The sequence below is a fragment of the Parvibaculum sp. genome (assembly GCF_039680535.1).
In the GTDB taxonomy this organism is placed as follows: domain Bacteria; phylum Pseudomonadota; class Alphaproteobacteria; order Parvibaculales; family Parvibaculaceae; genus Parvibaculum.
In genome coordinates this window covers 114,612-139,114 of the sequence record NZ_JBDKSS010000013.1, presented here as the reverse complement: position 1 = coordinate 139,114, position 24,503 = coordinate 114,612, and the positions used below count along the sequence as shown (strand labels likewise).

Below are 24,503 nucleotides of genomic sequence, written 5' to 3'. Positions count from 1 at the left end.
GCGAAACCGGATTTCGTCACGGCTGTTACGCGGCGCATTGAGCGCCGCGTTTTTGTTCATTCAGCTAGCGAGAAGAAGCCACAACATTGGCAGCAGCAGTGCGGTGACGATGCCATTGATCGCCATGGCGACGCCCGAGAATGTGCCGGCCTTGAGGCTCACCTGAAACGCGCGCGCGGTCCCCATACCATGCGCCGCAATGCCCATCGCAAAACCGCGCGCGCGGCCGTCTGTCACGCCGATCGCATTGAATAGCGCGCTGCCGCAGATCGCACCGACCCCGCCGGTAATGATGACGAAAGCGGCGGTCAGTGCGGGAATGCCTCCGATCTCTCTGGCAATGCCCATCGCAATCGGCGTCGTCACCGATTTGGGCGCCAGCGAGCGGATGGTCTCGATGCTCGCGCCGAGCGCATATCCGATCGCAACCGCCGAAACCACTGCCGTCAGCGAGCCGACGAGCAGCGCGGCGATCATGGGCACAAGCGCGCTCTTCACTTCCGCGAAGTTGAGATAGAGCGGCACCGCAAGCCCCACTGTGGCAGGCCCCAGCAGCCAGAGGAGCAACCATCCGCCTCGCGAATATTCTGCATAGCTCGTGTTGCTCGCGACGAGGAGTGCGATGAGCGGCGCCGCTGCAAGCAGCACCGGATTGGCGAGCGGATTCCCCTTGAGAGCCTGCTGCAGGCGACGTGCGCCCAGATAGGCCACAAATGTAAGTGCGAGCCAGAGCGTGCCTTGCATGACCACAGGCCAATCGACGCTCACGATTCTTCCTCCGAATTCCCCGTCAGCTTCGCCGTCCAGTGAAAGGCGAGCGCGCCCGCGACGAGCGCGACCGCCGTACCGCCAAGGAGCGCGGCGACGATCGGCAGAAGGTCCTGCCGCACCAGCGCCGCATAGGCCATCACGCCGACGCCAGCGGGGATGTAGAAGAAGTTCAGATGGTGCAGCAGAAATTCGGCGGTGCGGCGGATCGGCGGCGGCACGCGGCCGAGAAATCCGAGGCCGGCGAGCAGGATGAGAATGCCGATCACGGTTCCCGGCACCGGCAGGCGCAGCGACGCAGCGATGACGCCACCCGCCGCGTTGCAGAGCACCAACAGCAGAAAGGAGAGCGCGTAGTGAAGGACGTTGCGCGCCGTCATCGCATCAGAGCGGCTTGAAGTGCTTGGAGAGCTTCAGACCCTGGCGCTGATAATTCGAGCCGAGCCCCTCGCCATAGAGAACCGCCGGACGATCCGTCAGACGCTCGAAGACGAGGCGGCCGATGATCTGTCCGTGTTCGAGGATGAAGGGCACGTCATGGCTGCGCACTTCGAGCACGGCGCGGCTGCCGAGCCCGCCCGCTTCCTTGGCCCCGAAGCCCGGATCGAAGAAGCCCGCATAGTGAACGCGGAACTCGCCGACCAGCGGGTTATAGGGAACCATTTCCGCCGCATGGCTCGCCGGAACATGAACCGCCTCGCGCGAAGCGAGGATGTAGAATTCGTCCGGGTCGAGAATAAGCCCCTCGCCGGGCCGCACTCTGAGCGGGTCCCAATAATCGAACACGTCATACTCACCGCGCCGATCGACATCGATAAGGCCTGCGTGGCGCTTGGCGCGGAAGCCGACGAGACCGGTTTCCTTGTCCGGCTGGAGGTTGACCGTCAGGCCGAGCCCGCCATCGATATCGGCCTCGCCGTCGACGAGCCGCGCTTCTTCATGCAGCCGCCTCAGTTCGGTGTCGGAAAAGTTCGGCGTACCACGGCGGAAGCGGATCTGGGCGAGGCGCGAGCCGTGACGCACCAGGATCGGAAATGTTCGCGGCGAGATTTCGAGATAGAGGTGCCCCTTGTAGCCCGCGGCCACCTGATCGAACTCGGTCCCGAAATCCGTGATGACGCGAGTGAAGACGTCAAGCCGTCCGGTCGAGCTTTTCGGATTCGCGGCTGCGGACGTGCGCTCGGAAAGCGCCAGCGCCTCGACGAGGGGAACGAGATAGACGCAGCCGGTTTCGAGCACCGCGCCGTCGGTCAGGTCGATCTTGTGGAGCGCGAGTTCCTGAACGCGCTCCATGACGCCCCTGTCCGGCCCCGGCAGGAAACTCGCGCGCAGGCGATAGGCTTCGGTTCCAAGGCGCAGGTCGAGACTCGCGGGCTGGATCTGCCCCGCGTCGATCTCCTTGCAGGCCCATATTTCCCGCTCGCGGATCAGCGTCTGAATGCCGTGAGCAGGCAGGATACCGGTCGCATGCACCTGGCCCGGCCCAGCATGGCGGAGTTCCGTGCCGTCATGGTCGGGAAAGAGGTCGTCCGCCGCTCGTGTCATGCCGAAGCCTTGCCTTGCCAGCCGGCCCTCGCGGCCGGTCCGCCCGTTATAAGTCGCGGCAAGCCGCCCGGAAAGCCCCTGCCGGTCCGGCTTGACCCCGAGAGGCAATGAGACTTAAATGCGGCCCATTCCGTGGTGATTTGAGCCGACCGGCTTGCGGCCACGTTAAACAAACCGCTAAAGAGGTCGGGTTTCGCGAACCCCGATCCCTTGCCGATCGGGGTTTTTGTTTTCCGCGATTTACGGCCCCTGAAGGGGTTGCCAAGGCAGGCACCATCATGACGAAGCCCACAAAATACCGTCCCCGGACCTCCCTCGTTCACGGCGGCACCGTCCGCAGCCAGTTCGGCGAGACGAGCGAGGCGATGTTCCTGACCTCGGGCTACACCTACGAGACGATGGAAGCCGCCGAACGCCGTTTCAAGAACGAAGAGCCCGGCTTCGTCTATAGCCGCTTCTCCAACCCCACCGTCCGCATGTTCGAGGAGCGCATGGCGCTTCTGGAAGGCGCAGAGGACGCCCGCGCCACCGCGAGCGGCATGGCGGCGGTGACGGCGGCGATCATGTGTCAGGTCCGGGCGGGCGATCACATCCTCTCGTCTCAGGCCCTTTTCGGCTCCTGCCGCTACATCGTCGAGGATCTGGCGCCGCGCTACGGCATCACCTCGACGCTGGTGGACGGCCGCGACCTCGACGCCTGGAAGGCCGCGATCCGCCCCAATACGAAGGTCGTGTTTCTGGAATCGCCCTCGAATCCGACGCTTGAAGTGATCGATATCGCGGCAGTGGCCGAAATTGCCCATTCGGTGGGCGCGAAGCTCGTCGTCGACAATGTCTTCGCGACGCCCATCCTGCAGAAGCCGCTCGAACTCGGTGCCGATGTCGTCGTCTATTCGGCAACCAAGCACATTGACGGTCAGGGCCGCTGTCTCGGCGGCGTGGTCCTCTCGACCAAACAGTGGATCGACGACAATCTGGCGAACTACCTCCGCCAGACGGGCCCCTCGATCAGCCCCTTCAACGCCTGGATCATGCTCAAGAGCCTCGAAACGCTCGACCTGCGTGTGCGCGAACATGCCCGCAATGCCGACGCGGTCGCCCGACTCCTCGACGGCCATGCAAAGATCGGCCGCGTGCTTTATCCGGGCCTGAAGAGCCATCCGCAGCACGAACTGGCCATGAAGCAGATGGAAATGGGCGGCAATATCGTCGCTTTCGAGGTCAATGGCGGCAAGGAAGCGGCGTTCCGCTTCGCCAATGCGCTGAAGGTCATCAAGATCTCGAACAATCTGGGCGACGCGAAGAGCCTGATCACCCATCCGGCAACGACCACGCATCAGCGGCTCACACCGGAACAGCGCGCAGCCCTTGGGATCGGCGAAGGGATGCTCCGCCTTTCGGTCGGGCTCGAAGATCCTCAGGACCTCATCGAGGATATCGATGCGGCCTTGAGCCGCGCCTGATTCTGCTTTCTGGCGAGTACAAACCTGTAGAGACGTCATTAATCGAGAGTTAGCGCATTCGCGATAATGTGATCCGGCGAGGGCAAACTCCGGCGCGAGCCTGGGGCTACCCTTGCCTATCGCGGATGTTGTATGCGTACCCGGACACCCGGAATATCCAGAGCACTCACGGGGAGAGGAGAGGCCCCCTCCCCCCGCAAGGACTGCAAGATGTATAGCGCTCAGACAAACTCCATCCGCATTCAGGTCGAGCCGACCTACCTCGAAGACCAATCCGAACCAGAGCAGGACTATTTCGTCTGGGCCTATCACATCGTCATCGAGAACCGGGGCGACCGGACGGTGCAGCTCCGCTCGCGCTACTGGAAGATCACGGACTCCTCGGGCCATGTCCATGAAGTGCGCGGCCCCGGCGTCGTCGGAGAGCAGCCCGTGCTGAAGCCTGGCGAGAGCTTCGAATATACGAGTGGCACACCCCTCTCGACACCCTTCGGCATCATGTTCGGCACCTATCAGATGGAAACCGAAAAGGGCGAGACCTTCAGCGTCGACATACCGGCCTTTTCGCTCGACTGCCCCCATAGCACCGTCCTTCCCAACTAGGCCGATTTCGCAACCGCTTCGCTCTTCGCTATGATGCCGACCCATTCCGTCTGGGGTCCGCACATGGCCGCGAAACGCTATTCCACACGCGAGATGATCGAGAAGCTCGTGTCCTTCGACACGACGAGCCGCAACTCGAATCTCGAACTCATCGCCTTCGTCGAGGATTACCTGTCGGGTCATGGCATCGCCTGCCGGCTGATCGCCAATGAGGACGATACCAAGGCCAACCTCTTCGCGACGCTCGGGCCCGCCGACCGCGCAGGCGGCATCGTCCTTTCGGGCCATACCGATGTCGTGCCGGTCGATGATCAGGAATGGACCCATGATCCCTTCTCCATCGTCGAGCGGGAAGGCAAGCTTTTCGGGCGCGGCACCAGCGACATGAAGAGCTTCATCGCTTCGGCCCTTGCCCATGTGCCTGACTTCCTCGCGCGCGGGCCCGAAATTCCGGTCCACTTCGCGCTCTCCTATGACGAGGAAGTGGGCTGCCTTGGCGTGCGGCCGATGATCGATAGCGTCATCCGCACGCTGCCCAGGCCTCAGATCGTCATTGTCGGCGAGCCTTCGAGCATGAAGGTCGTCAACGCGCATAAAGGCATCCAGTCTTATGTGACCACGGTGACAGGCCTCGAATTCCATTCGAGCCAGACACACCAGGGCGTGAGCGCCATTCAATACGCCGCCGAACTCATCGCCTTCCTGATGAAGCTCGCCGAAGAAATGCGCGAGCGTGGCGACGCATCGGGCCGCTTCCGCCCGCCCTATACGACGATCAGCGTGGGCACCATCAAAGGCGGAAGCGCGGTCAACATCATTCCCGGCCATTGCCGTTTCGGCTGGGAGTGCCGCCCGCTTCCTGATCTCGATCCGGAAGAAATCATTTCGCGTTTCAACGCGCATGTGGCGCAGGAAGTCTTGCCGCGCATGCGGGCCGTCTCCCCGCATGCCAATGTCGAGACCAGGATGCGCGCCCGTTCGCCGGGCCTTGCGGCCGATGACGGCTCGCCCGGCGAAACGCTCGTGATGAAATTGGCGCAGTGCAATTCGGCGGAGGCCGTGTCCTACAACACGGAAGCCGGGCTCTTTCAGCTCGCGGATATTCCGACCGTCGTTTGCGGCCCGGGATCGATCGACCAGGCGCACAAACCCGACGAATTCATCGAGCTGTCCCAGATCGCCGAATGCGACCGCTTCATGGCGAGGCTGGCGGAGCATGTCGGCGGCGCGTGACGCCGCCGTTGCCCGATCGGGTCAGGCCAAGTCAGCTCAGGGGCGGATCACCGCTGCCATGTTGCGGTTGACCTCGGCGGTGAGCGCCGCGTCGAACTTCTGGGCGACAACCTGCATCAGGTCCGAATAGGCCTTGTCGCGCTCGTTGAGCGTCGCGCTTTGCAGAATGGTCTGCGTGCCCGAGGCCGACACGGTCGCCGAATAGGCGGCATAGTCACCCGGCTTGTCGCCCTGGATCGCCACGTTGAGCTTCGCCTTCAGCGAGCCGGTGAGTTTCGTATCCACCTGATCGCCGAAAAAGCCTTCGACGCCGCCCTTGGTCGGCAGGCGCGTCTCGACGACGCTGCCATCAAGGATCGTCAGCGTTGCGATGCCGCGCTTGCCAACCGCGACGAGGCGCGTATCGGCCCAGCGCTGCGCGATGCCTGCCGGCGTCACCGAATGAAGCTGCTCGACATTGGGCGCGCGGCCCGGCGGATTGTAGCGGTCGTCAACCGAGATCGAGGCGACGTCGAGCTTGATCGGCCGGCCGACAAAACCGATGTCGGACCGGGGGGCAGGCGGCGGCTCGTTCGCGCAGGCGCCGAGGATGACCGCAGAGGCCATAAGGGTGGCAGCCGCCAGATTGCGTGCCGAAAATGTCAGGCTCATTCCAGTCCCTCCTTCAACTTGTCTGCCGCAAAGAGATAGACCTCGCTGCAGAAATCGCAGGTCACCTCGATCGTGCCGTCACACGCCATGTCATCGATCTCTTCCGCACCGAAGGAGCGCAGCACATCGGTCATTCTATCGCGCGAGCAATGGCAGCCGAACGCGACATCGGCAGGCTCGAAGGCGCGCACGCCGTCCTCATGGAAGAGGCGGTAGAGAAGTTCCGTCGGCGCTAGCGCCGGATCGAGCAATTCGTGATCCTCGACGGTACCAAGAAGGATCGAGGCGCGATTCCAGTTCTCTTCCTCATCGGTGAACGGTCTTGCATCCTCCGCATCACGATGGCCGGTGAGGCCGCCATCGCGGGCGATGTGCTGGATCATGATCGCGCCGGCGCGCCATGACGTGCCGCCATGTCCTTCTGCGTCGCGCTGGAAAAGCGGTCCGGCGGCGAGCTGAATGCGCGTCGCAATCTGCTCGGAGCTGGCAAAATATTCATGTGCGGCTTCTGAAAGGCCCCGGTTGCCCAGCGCCACGATGCCCTGATAGCGCTCCATGTCCGCGCCCTGATCGATCGTCATGGCGAGATGGCCTTCGCCAAGCAGATCGGGCGTGGAGGTCCGGCCCTCGGCGATATATTGCGCGAGGCGTTCCTCGTCCATCAGGGCATAGCCGCGAAGCTGGCCGAAGCTCCGATCCTCGTCCGCCGTCCAGTAATCCGCGACGAGCATGCTCACGGGGCCGTTGCCGTTCGTCTGCAGCGTGAAGCGACCCTTGAACTTCAATGCGGAGCCGATCATGGCGGTGAGCGCAAGCGCCTCGCCCAGCATCCGCGAGACAGGCTCCGGATAGTTGTGACGCGTCAGCACCTGATCGACCAGCGGCCCGAGGCGGATCACGCGACCACGTATGCCGAGCCCCTCAATCTGGAAAGGCAGCACAACATCATCGCGATGGGAAACAAGACGATCGTTCAGGGAGCCCGGCTCCATCTCACTCATTGAAAATCACTCAGGAAAAACACCACGCCAGGACGCCTTTCTGCGCATGGAGCCTGTTTTCCGCTTCGTCCCACACGACCGATTGAGGCCCGTCGATCACATCGGCCGTCATCTCTTCGCCCCGATGCGCCGGCAGGCAATGCATGAAGATCGCGTCCTTGCCCGCAGCCGCCATCAGCCGCTCGTTCACCTGATAGGGTGCAAGCAAATTGTGGCGATGTCGTGCCTTTTCCTCCGGCGTTCCCATCGAAACCCAGGTATCGGTGGTCACGCAGTCCACGCCCTTCACCGCTTCGAACGGATCGGTGGTGGTCACGATCTTCGCGCCCTTGCCCCGCGCCCATTCGAGCGCGCCCGCATCCGGGAAAAGCTCCGGCGGACAGGCGAGCCGCAGTTCAAAGTCGAGCTGGGCGGCCGCATGAATCCAGGAAGTCACCATATTGTTGCCGTCGCCCACCCAGGCAACGGAGCGTCCCTTGATCGGCCCCTTGTGCTCCTCGAACGTCATCACGTCGGCCATGAGCTGGCAGGGATGCGACTTGTCGGTAAGGCCGTTGATGACGGGAACGCTGGCATATTCCGCCAGATCCATCAGATGCTTGTGGTCCGTCGTGCGGATCATGATCGCATCGACATAGCGCGACAGAACCCGCGCCGTATCGGCGATGGTCTCGCCCCGGCCGAGCTGCGTGTCGTTGCCATTGAGGAGAAGCGTCTCGCCGCCGAGCTGACGCATCGCCACGTCGAAAGACACGCGCGTCCGGGTTGAGGGCTTCTCGAAGAGCATGGCCAGCAGCTTGCCCTTCAGGGGGCTGTCCGAGTCCGGCTCGGCCTGCGGCCTGCCCTTGCGGGCGGCCTTGCGGATTTTGGCGCCATCAAGGATGGAACGCAGCTGGACAGGCTCGACATGATCGAGGTCGAGAAAATCGCGATAGGTCTTCAGCGCGGTCATTGCGCACCTCCGGCCGCCTTGGCGGATGTTTGCGCCACCTCCGCTTCGAGGGCCGAGCAGGCCCGGTCGAGCGCGCCGAGCGCCTCGTCGAGATGGCTCTCGTCGATGATGAGCGGCGGCAGAAGCCGCACGACATTGTCGCCCGCGCCCACCGTCAGAAGATGTTCCTTGCGCAGCGCCTGGACGAGATCGGTATTGGTGATGCGGCACTTGAGGCCGAGCATCAGCGCCTCGCCGCGCACTTCCTCGATGATCGACGGATGCTGGTCGATCAGCCCGGCGAGCTTCTGTTTCAGCTTCACGCCGATCGAGCGCACATGGGCAAGGAAATCTTCCTGCATCATCATCGAGACGGCTGCGTCCGCCACCGCCATGGCCAGCGGATTGCCGCCATAGGTCGAACCATGCGTTCCGACCGTCATGCCGCGCGCGGCGTTCTCCGTCGCAAGACATGCGCCGACCGGGAAGCCGCCGCCCAGTGCCTTCGCCACGCTCATGATGTCCGGCGTCACGCCCGCGAGTTCATGCGCGAATAGCCTGCCGGTGCGGCCAAATCCCGTCTGCACTTCGTCGAGCACGAGCAGAATGCCTGCTTCGTCGCACAGCGCGCGGATCTTCCGGAGGTCTTCATTGGGCAGCACACGGATGCCGCCCTCGCCCTGGATCGGCTCGATGAGAATGCCGGCCGTAGTCGAGGTGATCGCCTTTTCCAGCGCCTTCAGATCGCCGAAGGGCAGATGCACGAAGCCCGGCATGTCGGGGCCGAAACCTTCGAGATACTTCTTGTTGCCGCCGGCCGCGATGGTCGCGAGTGTGCGGCCATGGAAAGCGCCTTCGAAGGCGATGAGTTCATTGCGCTCCGGCGCACCGCCGACGAAGTGATAGCGCCGCGCCATCTTGATCGCGCATTCCAGTGCCTCGGCGCCCGAATTGGTGAAGAACACCGTGTCGGCGAAGGTCGCGTCGACGAGTTTCCGCGCGAGTCTTTCCTGACCCGGAATCTTGTAGATGTTGGAGACGTGCCAGACCTTCTGCGCCTGTTCGGTCAGCGCGCTCACAAGGGTCGGATGGGCATGGCCGAGCGCATTCACCGCAATGCCCGCGCCGAAATCGAGATAGCGCTCGCCAGCTGCGGTGAAAAGATAGGGCCCCTCGCCTCTCTCGAATTCGAGGTCGGCCCGCGCATAAGTCGGCAACACTGGGGTAATCAAGATCAGGTCCTTCTCAATATTCCTTTGGTCCCTCGATGCTCGATAAAATGGCTGTTTGAGCATCGCGGGCCGGGCGACGGTCGGGAGTTCCGAACGACAAGCTGGTCTTCCTCCGCGACACCCTCGTGGCACCGCGGTTTTCCAGTCAGCGTCGTCGTTTCCCGTCCATGATCATTTGATCTGTCTCGCGCCCAATAGAAAACGCCGCCTAAGAAGGGCGGCGATCCGAGAAGTGACGCAGTATTACGGAGGCAAAAGGGCCTGTCAAATCCGGCCCGCCGGGGACTTTACCCCCGGCCAGGCCCAAAACCGGCCCGAATGCCTCACCCCTTGAGCCGATAGCCCTTCCGGAACAGGCGGTCGCTGACGATCCAGAGAACGGCATTGACCGCCACGGTCAGGATGACGCCGGTCTGGATCGAGCCGTCGGCATGGCCGGTAAAGCCATAGCGGAAGCCGTCGATCAGGTAGAAAACCGGGTTCCAATGGGTGATCCGATGGGCGAAGGCAGGAAGCTGGTCCACCGAATAGAAGGTGCCGGAAAGGAAAGTGAGCGGCAGAACGATGAAATTCGTCACCGCCTGAAGATGGTCGAACTTTTCCGACCAGATGCCGCCGAGCATGCCGAGCAGCGACAGCATCAGCGACGCGCCTACGGCGAAGAAGACCACCGCCCAGAGATGGACGATCGACATGGTCACGAAGGGGGCCATGCCCACCGCCGTCACCGCGCCCACGACCAGACCGCGGGTCACGCCCGCAAGCGCAATGCCGAAATTGAGTTCGCCCGGCGAAAGCGGCGGCATCAATATGTCGACGATGTTTCCCTGCACCTTCGAGATGAGGAGCGAGGACGAGGTGTTGGCGAAGGCGTTCTGGATCATGGTCATCATGATGAGGCCCGGCGCCAGGAACACGACAAAGGGCACGCCATGCACGGCGGGGCGCAAGCTTCCCACCGAAAGCGCGAAGATCGCCAGATAGAGCAGCGTCGTGATGACCGGCGCGACGATCGTCTGAGTCAGAACCTTCCAGAAGCGCCGGACTTCCTTCAGATAAAGCGTCCATGTGCCGAGCCAGTTCACGGAACCGAAGCGGCGCACACCGACTTCGGGAAAGGCTCGCTCACCGCTGCTCAAGCTCATCTGTCGCCCCTCTTTTCGAACCCGATGTGTGGTTCAGATTTAGGCGCTCGGCGCGCGCGGGGCAATGCCTGCAAACCAGCGCTTTTCTGTGGATAAGGAATTCCATTCAGAACGGCGCGGTTGCGAAATTCTGGCTCTATCTTGTATATTTAATATCAGGGCCTACGAAATCTAGTGCAGTTTCATGGTGGGGCCTGTGCGGTCGCTCACCCTCGCAATCGAGCGCCGCGTGACTGGGGCCTCGATCGGTTGTCTGCGACCCGCGGACGGGACTGAGCATCGGGGCGAGGGGAAGGTGATCCAAATGTGGACCGATGAACGCGTCGAAATGTTGAAGAAGCTGTGGTCTGACGGGCTGAGCGCAAGCCAGGTCGCCAAGCAGCTCGGTGGCGTTACGCGTAACGCCGTGATCGGCAAGGTGCATCGTCTGGGCCTGTCGGGCCGCGCGACGCCGAGCCGTCCGGCAAGGCCCCGTCCGCAGACGACAGCACGGGCGATGGCGCCGCTGCGCGGCCGTCCGGACCCGCTGGTGGTGGAGCGCCGCGCCGAGGAGCTGCGGAGCGAAGCCCACATCGAGCGTGCCGAAATCGCGCGGATCGAGGCGGAAGCGCTTGAGCCTGCCCAGCGGGCGACCGTGCTCACGCTGACCGAGCACACCTGCAAATGGCCGATCGGCGATCCGGGCCGTCCGGGTTTCCACTTCTGCGGCCGTGGCGCGGACTCCAATGCGCCCTATTGCACGGAGCATGCGCGGCTCGCCTACCAGCCCGTGCAGCCCCGCCGCAATCGGGATCGTACCCGCAAGGACAGCTACGCGATCTGACCATTGCGCGGGTCAAATAAAGAACCGGCGCCCCGTTTTCGGGGACGCCGGTTTTTTGTTGCCGGCCTGACGGCGCGGCTCAGTTCCTGAACTGCTCGTCGAGCGAGTAGCCGGCCGAACGAACGGTGCGGATCGGGTCCTTCTCGTTCCGCTCGTTGAGCGCCTTGCGGAGGCGCCCCACATGCACGTCGACCGTGCGGGCCTCGACATAGACATCGGAGCCCCAAACGGCATCCAGTAGCTGCTCGCGGCTGAAGACGCGGCCCGGATGCTGGATCAGATGATCGAGAAGCCGGTACTCGGTGGGGCCCAGATGGACCTCGCGTTCGCCGCGGCGCACGCGATGGGCGGCGCGGTCGATGACGATATCGCCGAAGGTCACCAGATCCTCGGTGAGCGCCGGGCGGATGCGGCGCATCACGGCGCGGATGCGCGCCAGAAGCTCCGTCATGGAGAAGGGCTTCGTCACATAGTCGTCGGCGCCGGTGTCCAGGCCGCGAATGCGGTCGGCCTCTTCGCCACGCGCGGTGATCATGATGATCGGCAGGTTGCGCGTCTCGGGACGACCGCGCAGGCGCCGGCAAAGCTCGATGCCGGAAATGCCGGGCAGCATCCAGTCGAGAAGAACGAGATCCGGCGTCACCTCTCGGATCAGCATCGCGGCCTCTTCGCCATCGGCGGCGGCCACGACCTTGTAGCCTTCCTTGTCGAGGTTGTACTGGAGGAGCGTCGAAAGCGCCTCTTCGTCCTCGACGATCATCACCGTCGGCCTCATGCGCCGCTCAAAACCAACTGCCGGCTGTTCGCGTTCTTCGATGATCGCCATGTCCATCCGATCCTCGTCCTGATCCTGTCGTTAAGCGCCAACAGACGTGGAGCTCGTCTTGTCGCCCTTGGGTCGATCGTCGGCGACGGGTACGCCCGTCACCACATAGCGCACGGTTTCGGCGATATTCGTCGCGTGGTCGCCGATGCGCTCGATGTTCTTTGCAATAAACATGAGATGGGTGCAGACGCCGATGGTCCGCGGATCTTCCATCATATAGGTCAGCAACTCGCGAAAGACCGAGTTGTACATTTCGTCGATTTCCTCGTCGCCGCGCCAGACTTCCATGGCGGCCTGGGCGTCGCGGTTCGAAAAGGCATCGAGCACGGACTTGAGCTGGCCCTGCGCGAGGCGGCCCATGCGGGCAATGCCCTGGATGAGGCGGACAGGCGTGTCGAAGTCGCCCTGAATGACAAGGGCGCGCTTGGCTATGTTCTTGGCGAGGTCGCCGATGCGTTCGAGGTCGCTCGAAATCTTGATCGCGGCGATCGCTTCGCGAAGGTCCGACGCCATGGGCTGGCGCAGAGCGATGACGCGCACGGCGCGCGCTTCGATCTCGGCTTCCAGCGTGTCGATGCGGCGGTCTTCCTGGACGGTACGCTCGGCAAGTTCGCTATCGCGCCGGGAGACGCTTTCGATGGCGCCTGCGAGCTGCGCCTCGGTCAGACCACCCATCTGGGCGATGCTCGCGGTGATGCCGTCGAGCTCTTCCTGGAAGGACTTCACTGTGTGATCGGTCACGCCTCGTCTCCTCTTGCCCTCAAGCCAGCCTCGCGGCCGGTTTCCGCCCCGTCGCGCATCGCTACGCGGGGCAAACTAATGCGCCGGTACAAATAGTTCGTGACGGTTAAGTGTCACTTTTATGACATGAGCCACTTTACCCCCGAAATCTGCGATCTGCCGAGTGGGCAGGCGCAAAATAACGGGCGGTTTCAGGCGGCAGGCTTGGCCTCGCCTGCGATGGGAATCAGGACCGAAAACACCGTTCCCTTGCCGACCTCGCTGTCGACGGTCAGCGTGCCCTGATGGCGGTTCACGATGTGCTTCACGATGGCAAGGCCGAGGCCGGTGCCGCCCTTGGCGCGGCTGGCCGCCGCGTCCACGCGATAGAAGCGCTCGGTCAGGCGGGGCAGATGTTCGCGGGCAATGCCGGGCCCGAAGTCGCGCACGGTCAGCCGCACGACCGGCTTGCCTGCCTTGGTGTCGGGCGCGAGGTTGATCTCGACGCGCTTGCCCGAACGGCCGTATCGCATGGCATTATCAGCCAGATTCTGCACGACTTGCCCCAGCTCATCCCGGTCGCCCCGCACGTTGGGAAGGCCAGGTTCCGCCGAAACCACGATCTCGACCCCGTTCTGCGCTGCGAGCGGCGTCAACCCGTCCGTCACGTCGTCCACCACGCCGAGGAGGTCGACCACGCTATCCGGCCGGACATGCTCCCTGAGTTCGATACGCGACAGGGACAGAAGATCCTCGATGAGGCGGCGCATTCGGCCCGCCTGATCGGACATGATCTCGAGGAAGCGTGCCTGAGCCTGCGGATCGTCCTTCGCGTGGCCCCGGAGCGTGTCGATGAAGCCGGACAGGGAGGCAAGCGGTGTCTTCAGCTCATGGCTGGCATTGGCAACGAAATCGACCCGCATGGCCTCGACGCGACGCATGTCGGTGACGTCGCGCAGCAGGACCAGCACGGGCCGGTCGCGGCGGCGGCGCGCCGGATCGATGCCGGGGACAGCCGACGCGGCATCGATATCAATGGGTGAGATATAGCCGTTGTAATGGCGCTCCACGGGGACGGGAACGCTGTATTCGACACTGCGGGCTGCCCCGCCCCGCATCACTTCCTCGATCGCGGTGATGAGCGGAGCGTTGCGGATGGCGGTCGCCACATGCTTGCCGACAGGCGAGGGCCCAACGATCAGCGCCGCCGCGCGGTTTGCGAGCGTCACCCGCCCGGCACCATCGAGGATGATGAGCGGGTCAGGCAGTTCGTTGAGAATGGCAAGGCCCGCGCCAGACCCCATCAAGGCAGCGGCGGAGAGCGGCTGCTGCGGCATGGTGCGCATCATCGCGCTCCGCGCCTCGCCCGTCAGGATGCTCTGAAGCACCGCCACGCCCGCAAGCGCGGTAAAGGCAAGGATCGACGACCACAGGCCCAGCGCGCCGACCGCGCCGAGGATCAGGAAGACGATGGCGGTGGCGGCGACGAAGGTACGCGTGCTGTTCCAGCGCCCGGCAAAATCCCGCGCTCTCTCCCGAATCAAGCTCGTCTCTCCATCCGTGGTCGCCATAATTCTCGCTCACCCGCCTCGCTACATATAGTCCGGCGCCAGGATTCCGACTCAAGCAATCTTGTTAGCATCTGAGTATGCCATTCACGATGACATTACGATGAAGTTCGCAGACGGGCGGCCGGGACGCCTCGCCCCATGAAACGGCCATTTCCGGACGTAAAGGGCGCCGCGTCGGATACCGGCATCGGCAGCGCCGCGGTTCCCGGCCCATTCAGGCTGATGACATTCGTCTCATTTTCCTTAAATTCGGCCTCTTGGCGCGGCATCCGCGGATTTGTTTCAAAAGGCCATTTCACATGACCGACATCAAAGGCAAGACAGCGGTGATCACGGGCGCCGCCAGCGGCATCGGCCGGGCGACCGCCGTTGCGCTGGCGCGGGAAGGCGCCCGCGTCGCCGCCGTCGACCTCGACCGGGCCGGCCTTGCCGAAACCGCGTCGCGCATCGCCGCGATAGGCGGCGAGGTCACGACCTACCTCATCGATGTCGCCTCGCGCGACGCCGTCTATGCCTTCGCGCAGGAAGTGGAGAGCGCATTCGGGGGCGCCGATATCGTCATCAACAATGCCGGTGTCGCACAGGTCGCCACGATCGAGGAACTCGCCTATGAGGACTTCGAATGAGTGATGAATATCGACTTCTGGGGCATGGTCTACGGCACCAAGGCGTTCCTGCCGCAGCTCCGGGCCAAGGGAGCGGGCCACATTGTCAATGTGTCGAGCGTCTTCGGCCTCTTCGCCGTGCCGACGCAGGCCGCCTATAACTCCGCCAAATTCGCGGTACGTGGCTTCACCGAGGCGCTGCGCCACGAAATGCGCGGCTCCGACATCGCCGTTTCCTGTGTTCATCCGGGCGGCATCAAGACCAACATCATGCGCAACGCCCGCTTCCTCCAGAGCGTTCAGACGACGGTGCGTGAGGAAGCGGCCTCCGGCTTCGACAGGCTCGCGCGCACCACGCCCGAACGTGCGGCCGAGGTCATCATCTCCGGCATCAAGAAGAACAAGGGACGCATCCTTATCGGCCCCGACGCCAGGGTTCTCGACATCATCCAGCGTCTCATGCCGGCGTCCTATGGACGCATATTCTTCCGCGGCCCCAATAAGGGCGGCCTCGGCATGCTGACGGACAACGAAGCGCCGAAGACGCCCGCCTGAGCCCAATGGGCTTCCGCCCCCCGATGGATTAATCTGTCGCAAAGAAACGAAAACAGCGGAAGCGTCATGTCGTCATCGGCCAGCAGCCTCATCGGCCCCAGCTCGCAATTCTATGTCTCCCAGCGCCTCCGGCTTCACTATGTCGACTGGGGCAATGAGGACGCGCCGCCGCTTTTGCTCATTCACGGAGCGCGCGACCATTGCCGCAACTGGGACTGGGTGGCGGCGGAACTTCGCGACCGCTACCACATCATCGCCCCCGATCTGCGCGGCCATGGCGACAGCCAATGGATGGTCGGCGGCACCTATGAAATGAACGACTATGTCTACGACATCGCGCAGCTCATCCATCAGAAAGGCCTCGCTCCGCTGACGATCCTTGCCCATTCGATGGGTGGGGCCGTTGCACTGCGCTATGCCGGGCTCTACCCCGAGACGGTGAAGAAGCTCATCGCCATTGAAGGGCTCGGACCGTCGCCCAAGATGCTGGCGGAGCGCGCGAAGGACAGCGCCGACGAGCGCCTTCGCAAATGGATCGACGAGATGCGCGCCATGTCCGCGCGCCAGCCGCGACGCTACGCCTCGATCGAGGAAGCGTGGAAGCGGATGCAGGCGGAAAACCCGCATCTGTCGCCGGAGCGCGCGCGGCACCTCACCGTTCACGGCGTCAACCAGAACGAGGACGGCAGCTACAGCTGGAAGTTCGACAATTACCTGCGCGTCCTGCCGCCTTCAGGCTTCGACCCGCAAATGGCGACCCATCTCTGGTCGCGAATCGATTGCCCGACGCTGCTCGTTCGCGGCAAGGAAAGCTGGGCGAGCGATCCTCTCGCCGATGGCCGCGCCGCGCATTTTCCGAATGCGCGCGTCGCCAACATCGACGGCGCGGGGCACTGGGTGCACCACGACAAGCTCGACGAATTCATGAATGTCGTGAACGGATTCCTGAGCGAATAGCCCTATTCGGGAATGGCGTCGCCGCGGCAGGGGATGAGCGCCTGCCAGGCAAGGCCAGCCTCACGATGAACGAGCGCGGCCTGATAATCCGGCATCGCGATCATGTCGAGAAATGCCTTGCGCGAGGGATAGCGCACGATGGCGACCATATCCCATTCGTCCGTCTCGCCGCCGATGAGCGGCGCGGAACTCGGCGAACCCCAGAAGAAGCGGCCACCGACTGCCTTGATCTTCTCCATGGCGACCAGACCGTAAAGGCCATAGGCGTCCTGACCTGAAAGTCCGCCGGCATCGCGACCGTCCTTATATTCCGCCTTGTCGCGGAACTTGAGCAGATTGAGCATGCCGATGGGCGCCGTCTGGTCGGCCTTCGTGAAGGCCTCGAGCTGCGCCCCGGTCGGCTCAATGGCTCCGCTCATTTCCTGTCCTTCTTTTTCGTTGCACGCTTCAGCGCATTGAGCGTTTCGGCTGAAACCGGCGCGGTCAGAAAACCGACGATCGAGTCAAAAAGGTTCGCGAGGAAAAGCGTCCGCGCAGCCACATCGGACGCAGCGCCATGGTGGCGCGTCCAGATGGCGAGCGAACTCACGATCATTTCCACGAGAAACCGCTGGCGCTGGATTGCGATCTCCGGCGGCAGGTCGCCCAGCGAGGCCGTCAGCAGCGAGGCCGTGTGCCTGATACCGGCAAACTCGCTCCGCAGGGCGAGGGACGGAAGGTCGATCTCCGGGTCGTTGAGAGCCTGTGCCAGAAAGCGCACGAAGCGAACGCCCTCCTCGGTGTCGAGCAGTTCGGCCATCGGCAGGAAGGTCGCGATAACTACGGCGCGAAGATCATGCTCCTCGCCCTTCCGCATCACCTCGTCCAGATAGGCGACCCGGCGCTCGTCGATCACCCTTACGCGGTGTTCGAAAATCGCCGCGAGCAATGACGCCTTGGAGCCGAAGTGGTAATGCAGGGCGGACTCATTGCGCTGGCCGGCGGCCTCGTTGATCTGCTTCAGCGTCACGCCATGAATGCCGTGTTCGCCGAAGAGCTTTTCGGCGGCGAGGATGAGCCTTTCGCGCGTGTCGCCACGCCTGGTCGTGTCTTTTTGCTGCATGTGTTTCATACTAATGTCAGTCATTAAACAGGTCAAGACGGCTTCGGCGCATCCCCAATCCCTGTATGATCGCATCATGCATCAACCGGCATTGCATGTCCCCGGACGTCGGCGGCTGGGAGCGGCCATCGCGGCGCTACGGCACGAACTCGCGCCCGCCGCCGGCATTGCCCTCCTTTCATACCTCGCCGCCGCGTCCGTTTTCTCGCCACTGCGGGCTGCTCCGCAGGAGCCGCAGGCCACGGCCCCCGCGAAATCGACGTCCGCCATCGCCTTCGCAACGCGCGTCACAGGCGCAAATATCCCGGACAATCTCCTGAGCCTTCTGACCGACAACATGCAGCTTGGCAAAGGCAGGGCTCCATCGCCAACCACGCTCGGCCAGCTGCGCCGCCGCGCGGCCGAGGACGCCTCGCGACTGAATGAAGTCTTGCGGTCCGAGGCCTATTACAACGGCCGCGTGGATGTCGAGATATCGGAAGCTCAGGGCGGCCGTTTTGACGTCGCCTTCAAGGTGACGCCCGGCCCGCGCACCATGATCCGATCTTTCACCATCCATTATGCCGACAATCCATCCGACATTGCCTCGCTGCCGCGGGATGCGGCGCGGCTCGGGTTGAAGGGCAACCGGCCGGCACAGGCCCAGCGCGTCATCGACCTCACCGCAGCGGCGATGAGCTTTCTTGAAAATCACGGTCATCCGCGCCCCAAACTCGCGGAGCGAAAGGTCGTCGTCGATCTCGGAAGCAATCAGGCCGACATCACCCTGACGATCGCGGCAGGCCCGCCGGAACGCTTCGGCGACCTCACGATCGCAAACGAAGGAAGAACGAAGGACGACTATGTGCGCTCGCTCGCGAAGTTCAAACCGGGCGATCCCTACGATCGGAGCAAGGCGGACGAAACCGTCTCCGCCCTTCGCAAAACCGGACTTTTCGACCGCGTGACGCTCGACGTCATCGACACCCCCGACGACGCGGTGCCACAAAAACTCACGCTCACGGAGCGGCCGCATCGTTCCGTCGGCGTCGGCGCGCGCTGGTCGTCGGATCAGGGGGCTGGCGTCACCACATTCTGGGAGCACCGCAATTTCTTCGGCGCCGCTGAAAGGCTTCACCTCGATCTCACCGTCGCGCAGGAATTGCAGCTCCTTGGCGCGCATTTCAACAAGCCGCATTTCCTGCGCGACGACCAGTCCCTGCTCGCGGATTTCGAGGTCGCGCATGAGATCACCGACGCCTATCACGAGAACCGTGTGAAGACGGCGGCGGGCATTGCGCGGAAGCTGCGCGAAAATCTGGATGTAAGCGGCGGCCTCTCGTTCGAAATCGAACGCACGACCGACAGCACCGGCTACCATGCCTATGAACTTTTCGGCATACCGCTGACCGGCCGCTATGACGGCACCGACGACCTGCTCGATCCGACGCAGGGCATGCGGCTCGGATTGGCGCTCACACCCTATGGCGGACGCGCGGACGGCGCGGCGACGACCTTCGTGAAACTCGATGCAACGGCGTCGACCTATTGGAGCCTCAGCCGCAAGTTCACGCTGGCGCTGCGTGGCCGCTACGGCTCCATGCTTGCGCAACAAACGGGCGACGTGCCCGGCTCGATCCGCTTTTATGCCGGCGGCGGAAGCTCGATCCGCGGCTATGGCTACCAGCTCGTCGGCCCGCTCGACGCGAAAAAGGAACCGCTCGGCGCGCGCTCCGTCTTCGAAGCAAGCACGGAAGCGCGCTATCGCCTCAGCCGCGACATCGGTCTCGTCGCCTTTCTGGACGCGGGCAATGCCTGGTCGACGGCCACGCCGAAATTCAGCGAACAGCTGCGCCTCGGCACTGGCATCGGCCTTCGCTATTACACGATCGCGGGGCCCATCAGGGCCGATATCGGCGTTCCGCTCAACCGGCGTCCGGGGATCGACGATTCTTTCCAACTCTATTTCTCACTCGGCCAGGCCTTCTGATGGCGCGCGCGCACTCGCCCGATCTCAGCCATACGACCGGCATCGTTCGCGCAGCCGGCGCCATCGCGTTCGGCCTCGCCGCGACAGCACTTGCTCTCGTCGCGACCGCGCTCGTCATTCTTCAGGTGCCGAACATACGCGAGCGAATCCTCACCATCGCACTCGACGCCATCAATCAGGGCGGCACGAAAGTCGAGATCGGCGAACTGGGCGGCACATGGCCCCAGCATCTCGAAATCCGCAAGCTCACGGTCAGCGACAGCAAGGGTGTCTGGCTCTCGCTCGATGAGGCAAAGCTCGACTGGCGTCCTTCATCCCTTCTCCTCGGCACCTTCCGCGTGGAGAACCTGTCCGCCGTCGCCCTCGGCATCTCGCGCCCCCCGATCAGCGGTACGCCCTCGACATCGGGTGGCTTCAGCCTGCCGGTCCTGCCCGTCGCAATCCGTATCGACTCGGCGAAGTTCGAACGGCTGACGCTCGGCAAGAGGCTCACCGGCATCGATGAAATGGGGATGCTCGCGCAACTCGATGCGACGGCGCAGCTCGGACTCAGCGCAAACCGGCTCAATCTGACTCTCGCCGCGCAGCGGACCGATCGCGTACCCGGCAGGATCGACGCGAACATCCTGTTCGACCGCCGGACCCAAGGCCTCGACGCCGCGATGTTCGTCGAAGATGGCAGCAAGGCGAAGCCGGGCCTCGTCGCCACGCTCGGCCATGTTGCCGGGGCGGAACGTGTGACGCTGACGGCGCGCGCCCGGAACGAAAACGGCAAGGTGACCGGCGACGCCAATCTCGATGCAGGTTCGGCCCTCACCCTTTCCGCGAGAACTGAAGGGAGCTGGATCCAGACGCTCACGCTCTCGACGGCCCTGAGCGCCGATGGCAGCGTGGTTGCGAATGCGCTTGCCGATCTGGGGCGCGCGCGCCATGTCGAGCTTGCGGCCGACATGGCCCTCGATAGCGACGACACGCTGACGCTGAAAAATCTGCACCTCGATGCCGCACCCTTCGCGCTCACCGGCGGCGCGCGCCTCACCAGGGCGTTCAGCGCCACCATGCACGAACTTGCCGCAGAAGGAACGCTGTCCGGCCTCGACCGCTTCGCGGGTAAAGCCGGCAATGCCGCGCTCGCCGCGATCCAATGGCGCATCGTCACGCAGATCGACCGCGCCTCAGACCTCGCTCATATCGAGGAAGCCCGCATTACCACGCCTTCGGGAAAACTCGCTCTCTCGGGCGATGTCTCGCTCGACGGCCGCAATGTCAAAGGAGCGGCCGAGGCGGCAATCGACGATCTCAGCCCCTTCGGCGCGCTGATCGGGCAAGATGTGTCGGGGGCGGCACGGATCACGCTTTCGCCTTTCGCGCGCGCGTCCGACGGCGACGGCGCGGGCGATGTCGTCATCAAGACGAAGGGCGTGAATTTCCGCGACGACACGCTCAACCGGCTTCTTGGCGGCGACATCGCGGTGGATGCCTCGCTGCTCTTGCCGAAGCCGGGCGGCTTCGCCTTCCCCTCCATCGCGATCACCCCTTCGTCCGGCACCTATCGCTTCGAGGCCTCCCTGTCGCAGAGCGCCAACAAGGTTCTGTCCGGCGAGGCGCATTTCGAAGCAGACAGGATCGAAACACTGCTACCCGGCGGCGACATCGCGGGACGCCTCAACGCCGAAGCTTCGCTCGCCGGAAGCCTCGCCGCACCGCGCGGAACCGTGAGGGCGAAGCTCGCAAACGGCTCGCTTGTCGGCTTCAGCACCAGACTCACAACCCTCGACGTCACCGCCGACGAAGGTGGCGACGGGCCACTCGCCTTTCGCTTCGATGGACCGGACGGCAAGCTCGCCCTCGACGCGACGCTGTCGCTGCCGGACGAAGGCGGCGCAAGGCTCGACGCGCTGAAAGCCGATCTCTTCGGCACCTCGCTGGAAGGCGCCCTTTCCATGTCCGGTGAAGGGCTTCTCACCGGCACGCTCAAAAGCGACCGCACGTCGTTGAATGCCTTCACCGTCGCAACCGGCGTCGCCATTGACGGCAGCGGCTCGGTCACGCTCACGGCTGAGCCGCGCGGCGGCAAGCAACACGCCACTCTCACCGTCCGCGCACAACAAGCGAATATCGACATCATCGACAGGATCGATCTGGAACGCATCGCGCTCGACGTGCAGGCGGACGACCTCTTCGGGGCCATGAATATCGATGGAACGCTTGAGGCGCCCGCAGGACAGGTGGGGCTTACGCGGCTTGCGACGACGCGTCTTACCGCCAAGGGCCCGCTCGCGAAACTCGCGCTTGCCCTCGACGCCGCCGGCACCCGCGAATCCTACAAGCTGGAGCCGGTATCCCTTGCCGCGACTGCCATCTATGCGGAGAAACCCAATACGCTTTCCGTTTCAAAGTTCGACTTCGCCCTTGGCAGTGCCTCGCTCGCCCTTGCTGAGCCCACGACGATCGGCGTCCGAGGCGGCGCGGATGCAAAGGCGGTGTCGTTCAATGCCAAGGGGCCTTCGGGCAGCGGCACGATCAAGGGAAGCCTCGCGCTCCGATCCCGCGCCGTGCGGCTCGATCTCGAGGCGAATGGAGTGCCGCTCGAACTCGCCAGCCCCTTCCTCCTCAGCGAAACCGCACGTGGTCTCGGCGACGCAAGGCTCACGCTCGACAGTGGCAGGGAGACTGGCTCGCTTTCGTTGAAGCTTTCGAAGCTCACGCTCGCGCAGGCGGACGAGACAGAACGTCCTGCCTTCGATGCGACACTCGACGGCAAGTGGGCGCGCGGCCGGCTCGATCTCTCCGCCACTGCCATGGGCGTCTCGACGCGGCCATTCGAGCTGAAGGCGTCTCTCCCCGTGATACGCGCACCCGATGGCGCCTGGCCAACGCTTGCCAGGCGCGGCGCCGTCTCAGGCAGTCTCGATTGGGAGGGTCCCGCGGCGTCGCTGGTGGCGCTGGCCGATCTCACCTCGCAGCAACTCAGCGGAAACGCGACCGTCGCGTTGCGAGCGAGCGGCGACATTTCCGGGCCGCTCATCAGCGGCCAGGCAACCCTCACCAATGGTGTCTACGAAAACTTCGACAGCGGCACCGTATTGCGCGCGCTTTCTCTATCCCTTACCGGGCGCAACAGTCAGATGGTGAATTTCACGCTCGACGCGACTGACGGCGCGAAGGGCCATGTCGCGGCGAGCGGCGAAATCCATCTGGCGAAGAGTGCCTTTCCGGCCATTTCTGCCAATGCGACTTTCACAAACGCGCATCTGGTGCGGCGCTCGGAAGCCGACATGGCCTTCGACGGCGCACTCGAACTCGCGGGCCCGACCTTTCCGCCGGGACCCGACGCGCCCCTGACCATCAAGGGCAAGCTCGCCACGACACTTGCGGAGATCAGGATCCCCGAGCAGCTTTCGAGCAGCGTCGCGCAAATCGATGTCGTCGAAGTCAACGGCCCGCCTTCCCGCATCGCGGCGGCGGAACGGTCGACGCCCGTGCCGGTCAACCTCGATATCGCGCTCGGCTTCGGCGCACCTCTCAAGGTCGGCGGGCGCGGCCTCGACTCGCTCTGGGATGGCGATCTCAAGATCGACGGCACCGCCGAAGACCCGCGCATCGACGGAACGCTGACGAGCCGGCGCGGCACGCTCGATTTCGCCGGAAAGACCTTCACGCTGAGCAAGGGCGCCGTGCGTTTCCTCGACCGGACGCCGATCGATCCCGATATCGATACGACACTCACCTACAAGCGGACCGACCTGACCGCGAATGTCGTCGTGACCGGCCGCAGTTCGGCGCCCCAGATAACGCTCAACTCCGACCCGGAACTGCCGCGCGACGAAATCCTCTCGCGCATTCTTTTCGACAAGGGGGCAGGCGAACTCTCGGCCATGGAGGCGGTGCAGCTTGCCAACACGCTGGCGCAGCTCTCCGGCAAGGGCGGTTTCAGCGGCGCCGGCATTCTCGGCTCGGTCCAGCACACGCTCGGCCTCGACGTGCTCAGGATCGATCAGGCGGAATCCGGCGCCACGACCGTCGCGGCAGGCAAGTATATTCGGAACGGCATCTATGTCGGCGTGGAGCAGGGCGCTCTTTCGAGCGACAGCTCCGTGAAGGTTCAGATCGAGGTAACGCCTCAGATCACGGTCGACACGCGCATAGGCCAGAGCACCGGCGGAGACGTCGGCGTCAACTGGAAGTGGGACTATTAGAAAATCTCAGTAGGAGGAGCGGGGCGGAAAACCGTCATCCACGCTGCCGCGCTGGCCGCCCGGCGCGATCTTGTTGCCGCTGTTCAGCAGCTTCTGCCGCCGGGCCTCTTCTTCCTGACGCCGCTGCTCGTACTGGTCGGCATACATCTCGGCGTCATGCTGCGCCTTGGTGTCGTAACGGGGGTCCTGATCGGAACGGTGGTTGACCGGCGGCGAATCCGGCTCGTCCTTGAGTTCATAGACCTTGTCGCCGCCCTGCCCGCCCGTCTGCGACGGCGCCGTGTCCTGCGCGGATGCGGAAGAAACCGCCAGAACCGTGGCAAATCCGGCTACGCCCAAGGCCAATAGCGGCCGCGCGATACGATTCTTCATGATCTCAGCACCTTTTTTCAGGACCGTTGCGGCCCCAATATAGGAACGCGTTGCCGTCTCGCATAGTTGCATTTGCATCACGGTCGCAACCATTCGCCGATACCCGTAACGATGCGATGAACCGTATACGGATGATAACGAATCGCACCGCCTGCCGTCCCGCTTGGCTGGACTATCTGTCGCACCCGTCACCCGGCTTCCGGACATTGTGACGCAGCGTCAACTTTGGCGG

The 24,503-nt window shown here is 63.8% G+C and carries 21 protein-coding genes, 1 pseudogene and 1 riboswitch; of the genes and pseudogenes, 8 read left to right on the top strand and 14 right to left on the bottom strand.

The window, feature by feature from the left end; all coding sequences use genetic code 11:
- Positions 1-60 precede the first annotated feature (60 nt).
- From ABFC66_RS07695 to ABFC66_RS07685, 3 genes are read right to left on the bottom strand one after another with little or no spacing between them, the layout of a single operon-like run.
- The gene (locus ABFC66_RS07695; RefSeq protein WP_346740364.1) at positions 61-768 is read right to left on the bottom strand and encodes an LrgB family protein; all 708 of its coding nucleotides are present in this window, start codon (positions 766-768) and stop codon (positions 61-63) included.
- Positions 765-1,148: a CidA/LrgA family protein gene (locus ABFC66_RS07690; protein ID WP_346740363.1), complete on the bottom strand. Its 384-nt coding sequence runs from the start codon at positions 1,146-1,148 to the stop codon at positions 765-767. The genes ABFC66_RS07695 and ABFC66_RS07690 overlap by 4 nt, the downstream gene beginning before the upstream one ends.
- Positions 1,149-1,152: 4 nt before the next feature.
- Positions 1,153-2,313: a 2'-deoxycytidine 5'-triphosphate deaminase gene (locus ABFC66_RS07685; protein WP_346740362.1), complete on the bottom strand. Its 1,161-nt coding sequence runs from the start codon at positions 2,311-2,313 to the stop codon at positions 1,153-1,155.
- A gap of 122 nt (positions 2,314-2,435) precedes the next feature.
- Positions 2,436-2,515: riboswitch (SAM riboswitch) on the top strand.
- A gap of 76 nt (positions 2,516-2,591) precedes the next feature.
- Between ABFC66_RS07685 and ABFC66_RS07680 the strand changes: the two genes are divergently transcribed.
- From ABFC66_RS07680 to argE, 3 genes are all read left to right on the top strand, one after another.
- Complete coding sequence (locus tag ABFC66_RS07680; RefSeq protein ID WP_346740361.1) at positions 2,592-3,776, top strand: O-succinylhomoserine sulfhydrylase; 1,185 nt, start codon at positions 2,592-2,594, stop codon at positions 3,774-3,776.
- A gap of 210 nt (positions 3,777-3,986) precedes the next feature.
- Positions 3,987-4,379, top strand: coding sequence for a Co2+/Mg2+ efflux protein ApaG (gene apaG, locus ABFC66_RS07675; protein ID WP_346740360.1), 393 nt, complete (start codon positions 3,987-3,989; stop codon positions 4,377-4,379).
- 63 nt (positions 4,380-4,442) lie between these two features.
- Positions 4,443-5,612, top strand: a complete 1,170-nt coding sequence (argE, locus tag ABFC66_RS07670; protein WP_346740359.1) for an acetylornithine deacetylase — start codon at positions 4,443-4,445, stop codon at positions 5,610-5,612.
- A gap of 36 nt (positions 5,613-5,648) precedes the next feature.
- Here the strand turns inward: argE and ABFC66_RS07665 are convergent, their stop codons facing one another.
- From ABFC66_RS07665 to ABFC66_RS07645, 5 genes are all read right to left on the bottom strand, one after another.
- Positions 5,649-6,263: a hypothetical protein gene (locus tag ABFC66_RS07665; protein ID WP_346740358.1), complete on the bottom strand. Its 615-nt coding sequence runs from the start codon at positions 6,261-6,263 to the stop codon at positions 5,649-5,651.
- Positions 6,260-7,264: an Hsp33 family molecular chaperone gene (locus ABFC66_RS07660; RefSeq protein WP_346740357.1), complete on the bottom strand. Its 1,005-nt coding sequence runs from the start codon at positions 7,262-7,264 to the stop codon at positions 6,260-6,262. The genes ABFC66_RS07665 and ABFC66_RS07660 overlap by 4 nt, the downstream gene beginning before the upstream one ends.
- 10 nt (positions 7,265-7,274) lie before the next feature.
- Positions 7,275-8,216, bottom strand: a complete 942-nt coding sequence (gene argF / locus ABFC66_RS07655) for an ornithine carbamoyltransferase (protein ID WP_346740356.1) — start codon at positions 8,214-8,216, stop codon at positions 7,275-7,277.
- On the bottom strand, positions 8,213-9,427 hold the full coding sequence (locus ABFC66_RS07650; RefSeq protein ID WP_346740355.1) for an aspartate aminotransferase family protein: 1,215 nt from the start codon (positions 9,425-9,427) through the stop codon (positions 8,213-8,215). Before ABFC66_RS07650 ends, argF begins: the two co-directional genes overlap by 4 nt.
- 323 nt (positions 9,428-9,750) lie before the next feature.
- Positions 9,751-10,572, bottom strand: coding sequence for an ABC transporter permease (locus ABFC66_RS07645; RefSeq protein ID WP_346740354.1), 822 nt, complete (start codon positions 10,570-10,572; stop codon positions 9,751-9,753).
- A 304-nt stretch (positions 10,573-10,876) separates the two neighbouring features.
- Between ABFC66_RS07645 and ABFC66_RS07640 the strand changes: the two genes are divergently transcribed.
- Positions 10,877-11,395: a GcrA family cell cycle regulator gene (locus ABFC66_RS07640; protein WP_346740353.1), complete on the top strand. Its 519-nt coding sequence runs from the start codon at positions 10,877-10,879 to the stop codon at positions 11,393-11,395.
- 79 nt (positions 11,396-11,474) lie between these two features.
- Here the strand turns inward: ABFC66_RS07640 and phoB are convergent, their stop codons facing one another.
- The 3 genes from phoB to ABFC66_RS07625 all read right to left on the bottom strand — a co-directional run bounded on the left by phoB (position 11,475) and on the right by ABFC66_RS07625 (position 14,485).
- Positions 11,475-12,170: a phosphate regulon transcriptional regulator PhoB gene (phoB, locus tag ABFC66_RS07635; RefSeq protein ID WP_346740910.1), complete on the bottom strand. Its 696-nt coding sequence runs from the start codon at positions 12,168-12,170 to the stop codon at positions 11,475-11,477.
- Between the two features lie 81 nt (positions 12,171-12,251).
- Positions 12,252-12,962, bottom strand: a complete 711-nt coding sequence (gene phoU / locus ABFC66_RS07630) for a phosphate signaling complex protein PhoU (RefSeq protein WP_346740352.1) — start codon at positions 12,960-12,962, stop codon at positions 12,252-12,254.
- Positions 12,963-13,153: 191 nt separating this feature from the next.
- Positions 13,154-14,485 (bottom strand): ATP-binding protein, encoded by a 1,332-nt coding sequence (locus ABFC66_RS07625; RefSeq protein ID WP_346740351.1) that lies wholly within the window; start codon positions 14,483-14,485, stop codon positions 13,154-13,156.
- 326 nt (positions 14,486-14,811) lie between these two features.
- On the opposite strand from ABFC66_RS07625, the pseudogene ABFC66_RS07620 reads away from it, so the two are divergent.
- Both ABFC66_RS07620 and ABFC66_RS07615 read left to right on the top strand, forming a co-directional pair.
- Positions 14,812-15,672: pseudogene (locus tag ABFC66_RS07620) on the top strand (SDR family NAD(P)-dependent oxidoreductase).
- Positions 15,673-15,738: 66 nt separating this feature from the next.
- Positions 15,739-16,629: an alpha/beta hydrolase gene (locus ABFC66_RS07615; RefSeq protein WP_346740350.1), complete on the top strand. Its 891-nt coding sequence runs from the start codon at positions 15,739-15,741 to the stop codon at positions 16,627-16,629.
- Between the two features lie 2 nt (positions 16,630-16,631).
- Here ABFC66_RS07615 and ABFC66_RS07610 read toward each other — a convergent pair whose 3' ends face one another.
- On the bottom strand, positions 16,632-17,048 hold the full coding sequence (locus ABFC66_RS07610; RefSeq protein ID WP_346740349.1) for a DUF1330 domain-containing protein: 417 nt from the start codon (positions 17,046-17,048) through the stop codon (positions 16,632-16,634).
- Positions 17,045-17,731, bottom strand: a complete 687-nt coding sequence (locus tag ABFC66_RS07605; RefSeq protein ID WP_346740348.1) for a TetR/AcrR family transcriptional regulator — start codon at positions 17,729-17,731, stop codon at positions 17,045-17,047. The genes ABFC66_RS07610 and ABFC66_RS07605 overlap by 4 nt, the downstream gene beginning before the upstream one ends.
- A gap of 76 nt (positions 17,732-17,807) precedes the next feature.
- On the opposite strand from ABFC66_RS07605, the gene ABFC66_RS07600 reads away from it, so the two are divergent.
- Together ABFC66_RS07600 and ABFC66_RS07595 are read left to right on the top strand one after the other, a co-directional pair.
- Positions 17,808-19,700, top strand: a complete 1,893-nt coding sequence (locus tag ABFC66_RS07600; protein ID WP_346740347.1) for an autotransporter assembly complex family protein — start codon at positions 17,808-17,810, stop codon at positions 19,698-19,700.
- Positions 19,700-23,899, top strand: coding sequence for a translocation/assembly module TamB domain-containing protein (locus tag ABFC66_RS07595; RefSeq protein WP_346740346.1), 4,200 nt, complete (start codon positions 19,700-19,702; stop codon positions 23,897-23,899). Before ABFC66_RS07600 ends, ABFC66_RS07595 begins: the two co-directional genes overlap by 1 nt.
- A gap of 6 nt (positions 23,900-23,905) precedes the next feature.
- On the opposite strand, the gene ABFC66_RS07590 is transcribed toward ABFC66_RS07595, so the two are convergent.
- Positions 23,906-24,271, bottom strand: a complete 366-nt coding sequence (locus ABFC66_RS07590; RefSeq protein WP_346740345.1) for a hypothetical protein — start codon at positions 24,269-24,271, stop codon at positions 23,906-23,908.
- Positions 24,272-24,503 lie beyond the last annotated feature (232 nt).

What these genes read in the sequence shown, in the direction of transcription:
- ABFC66_RS07690 (WP_346740363.1), bottom strand. Translation starts at nt 1,148, where the DNA reads ATGACGGCGCGCAACGTCCTTCACTACGCGCTCTCCTTTCTGCTGTTG.
- ABFC66_RS07685 (WP_346740362.1), bottom strand. Translation starts at nt 2,313, where the DNA reads ATGACACGAGCGGCGGACGACCTCTTTCCCGACCATGACGGCACGGAA.
- ABFC66_RS07680 (WP_346740361.1), top strand. Translation starts at nt 2,592, where the DNA reads ATGACGAAGCCCACAAAATACCGTCCCCGGACCTCCCTCGTTCACGGC.
- apaG (WP_346740360.1), top strand. Translation starts at nt 3,987, where the DNA reads ATGTATAGCGCTCAGACAAACTCCATCCGCATTCAGGTCGAGCCGACC.
- argE (WP_346740359.1), top strand. Translation starts at nt 4,443, where the DNA reads ATGGCCGCGAAACGCTATTCCACACGCGAGATGATCGAGAAGCTCGTG.
- ABFC66_RS07665 (WP_346740358.1), bottom strand. Translation starts at nt 6,263, where the DNA reads ATGAGCCTGACATTTTCGGCACGCAATCTGGCGGCTGCCACCCTTATG.
- ABFC66_RS07660 (WP_346740357.1), bottom strand. Translation starts at nt 7,264, where the DNA reads ATGAGTGAGATGGAGCCGGGCTCCCTGAACGATCGTCTTGTTTCCCAT.
- argF (WP_346740356.1), bottom strand. Translation starts at nt 8,216, where the DNA reads ATGACCGCGCTGAAGACCTATCGCGATTTTCTCGACCTCGATCATGTC.
- ABFC66_RS07645 (WP_346740354.1), bottom strand. Translation starts at nt 10,572, where the DNA reads ATGAGCTTGAGCAGCGGTGAGCGAGCCTTTCCCGAAGTCGGTGTGCGC.
- ABFC66_RS07640 (WP_346740353.1), top strand. Translation starts at nt 10,877, where the DNA reads ATGTGGACCGATGAACGCGTCGAAATGTTGAAGAAGCTGTGGTCTGAC.
- phoB (WP_346740910.1), bottom strand. Translation starts at nt 12,170, where the DNA reads ATGAGGCCGACGGTGATGATCGTCGAGGACGAAGAGGCGCTTTCGACG.
- ABFC66_RS07615 (WP_346740350.1), top strand. Translation starts at nt 15,739, where the DNA reads ATGTCGTCATCGGCCAGCAGCCTCATCGGCCCCAGCTCGCAATTCTAT.
- ABFC66_RS07610 (WP_346740349.1), bottom strand. Translation starts at nt 17,048, where the DNA reads ATGAGCGGAGCCATTGAGCCGACCGGGGCGCAGCTCGAGGCCTTCACG.
- ABFC66_RS07605 (WP_346740348.1), bottom strand. Translation starts at nt 17,731, where the DNA reads ATGCAGCAAAAAGACACGACCAGGCGTGGCGACACGCGCGAAAGGCTC.
- ABFC66_RS07600 (WP_346740347.1), top strand. Translation starts at nt 17,808, where the DNA reads ATGCATCAACCGGCATTGCATGTCCCCGGACGTCGGCGGCTGGGAGCG.
- ABFC66_RS07595 (WP_346740346.1), top strand. Translation starts at nt 19,700, where the DNA reads ATGGCGCGCGCGCACTCGCCCGATCTCAGCCATACGACCGGCATCGTT.
- ABFC66_RS07590 (WP_346740345.1), bottom strand. Translation starts at nt 24,271, where the DNA reads ATGAAGAATCGTATCGCGCGGCCGCTATTGGCCTTGGGCGTAGCCGGA.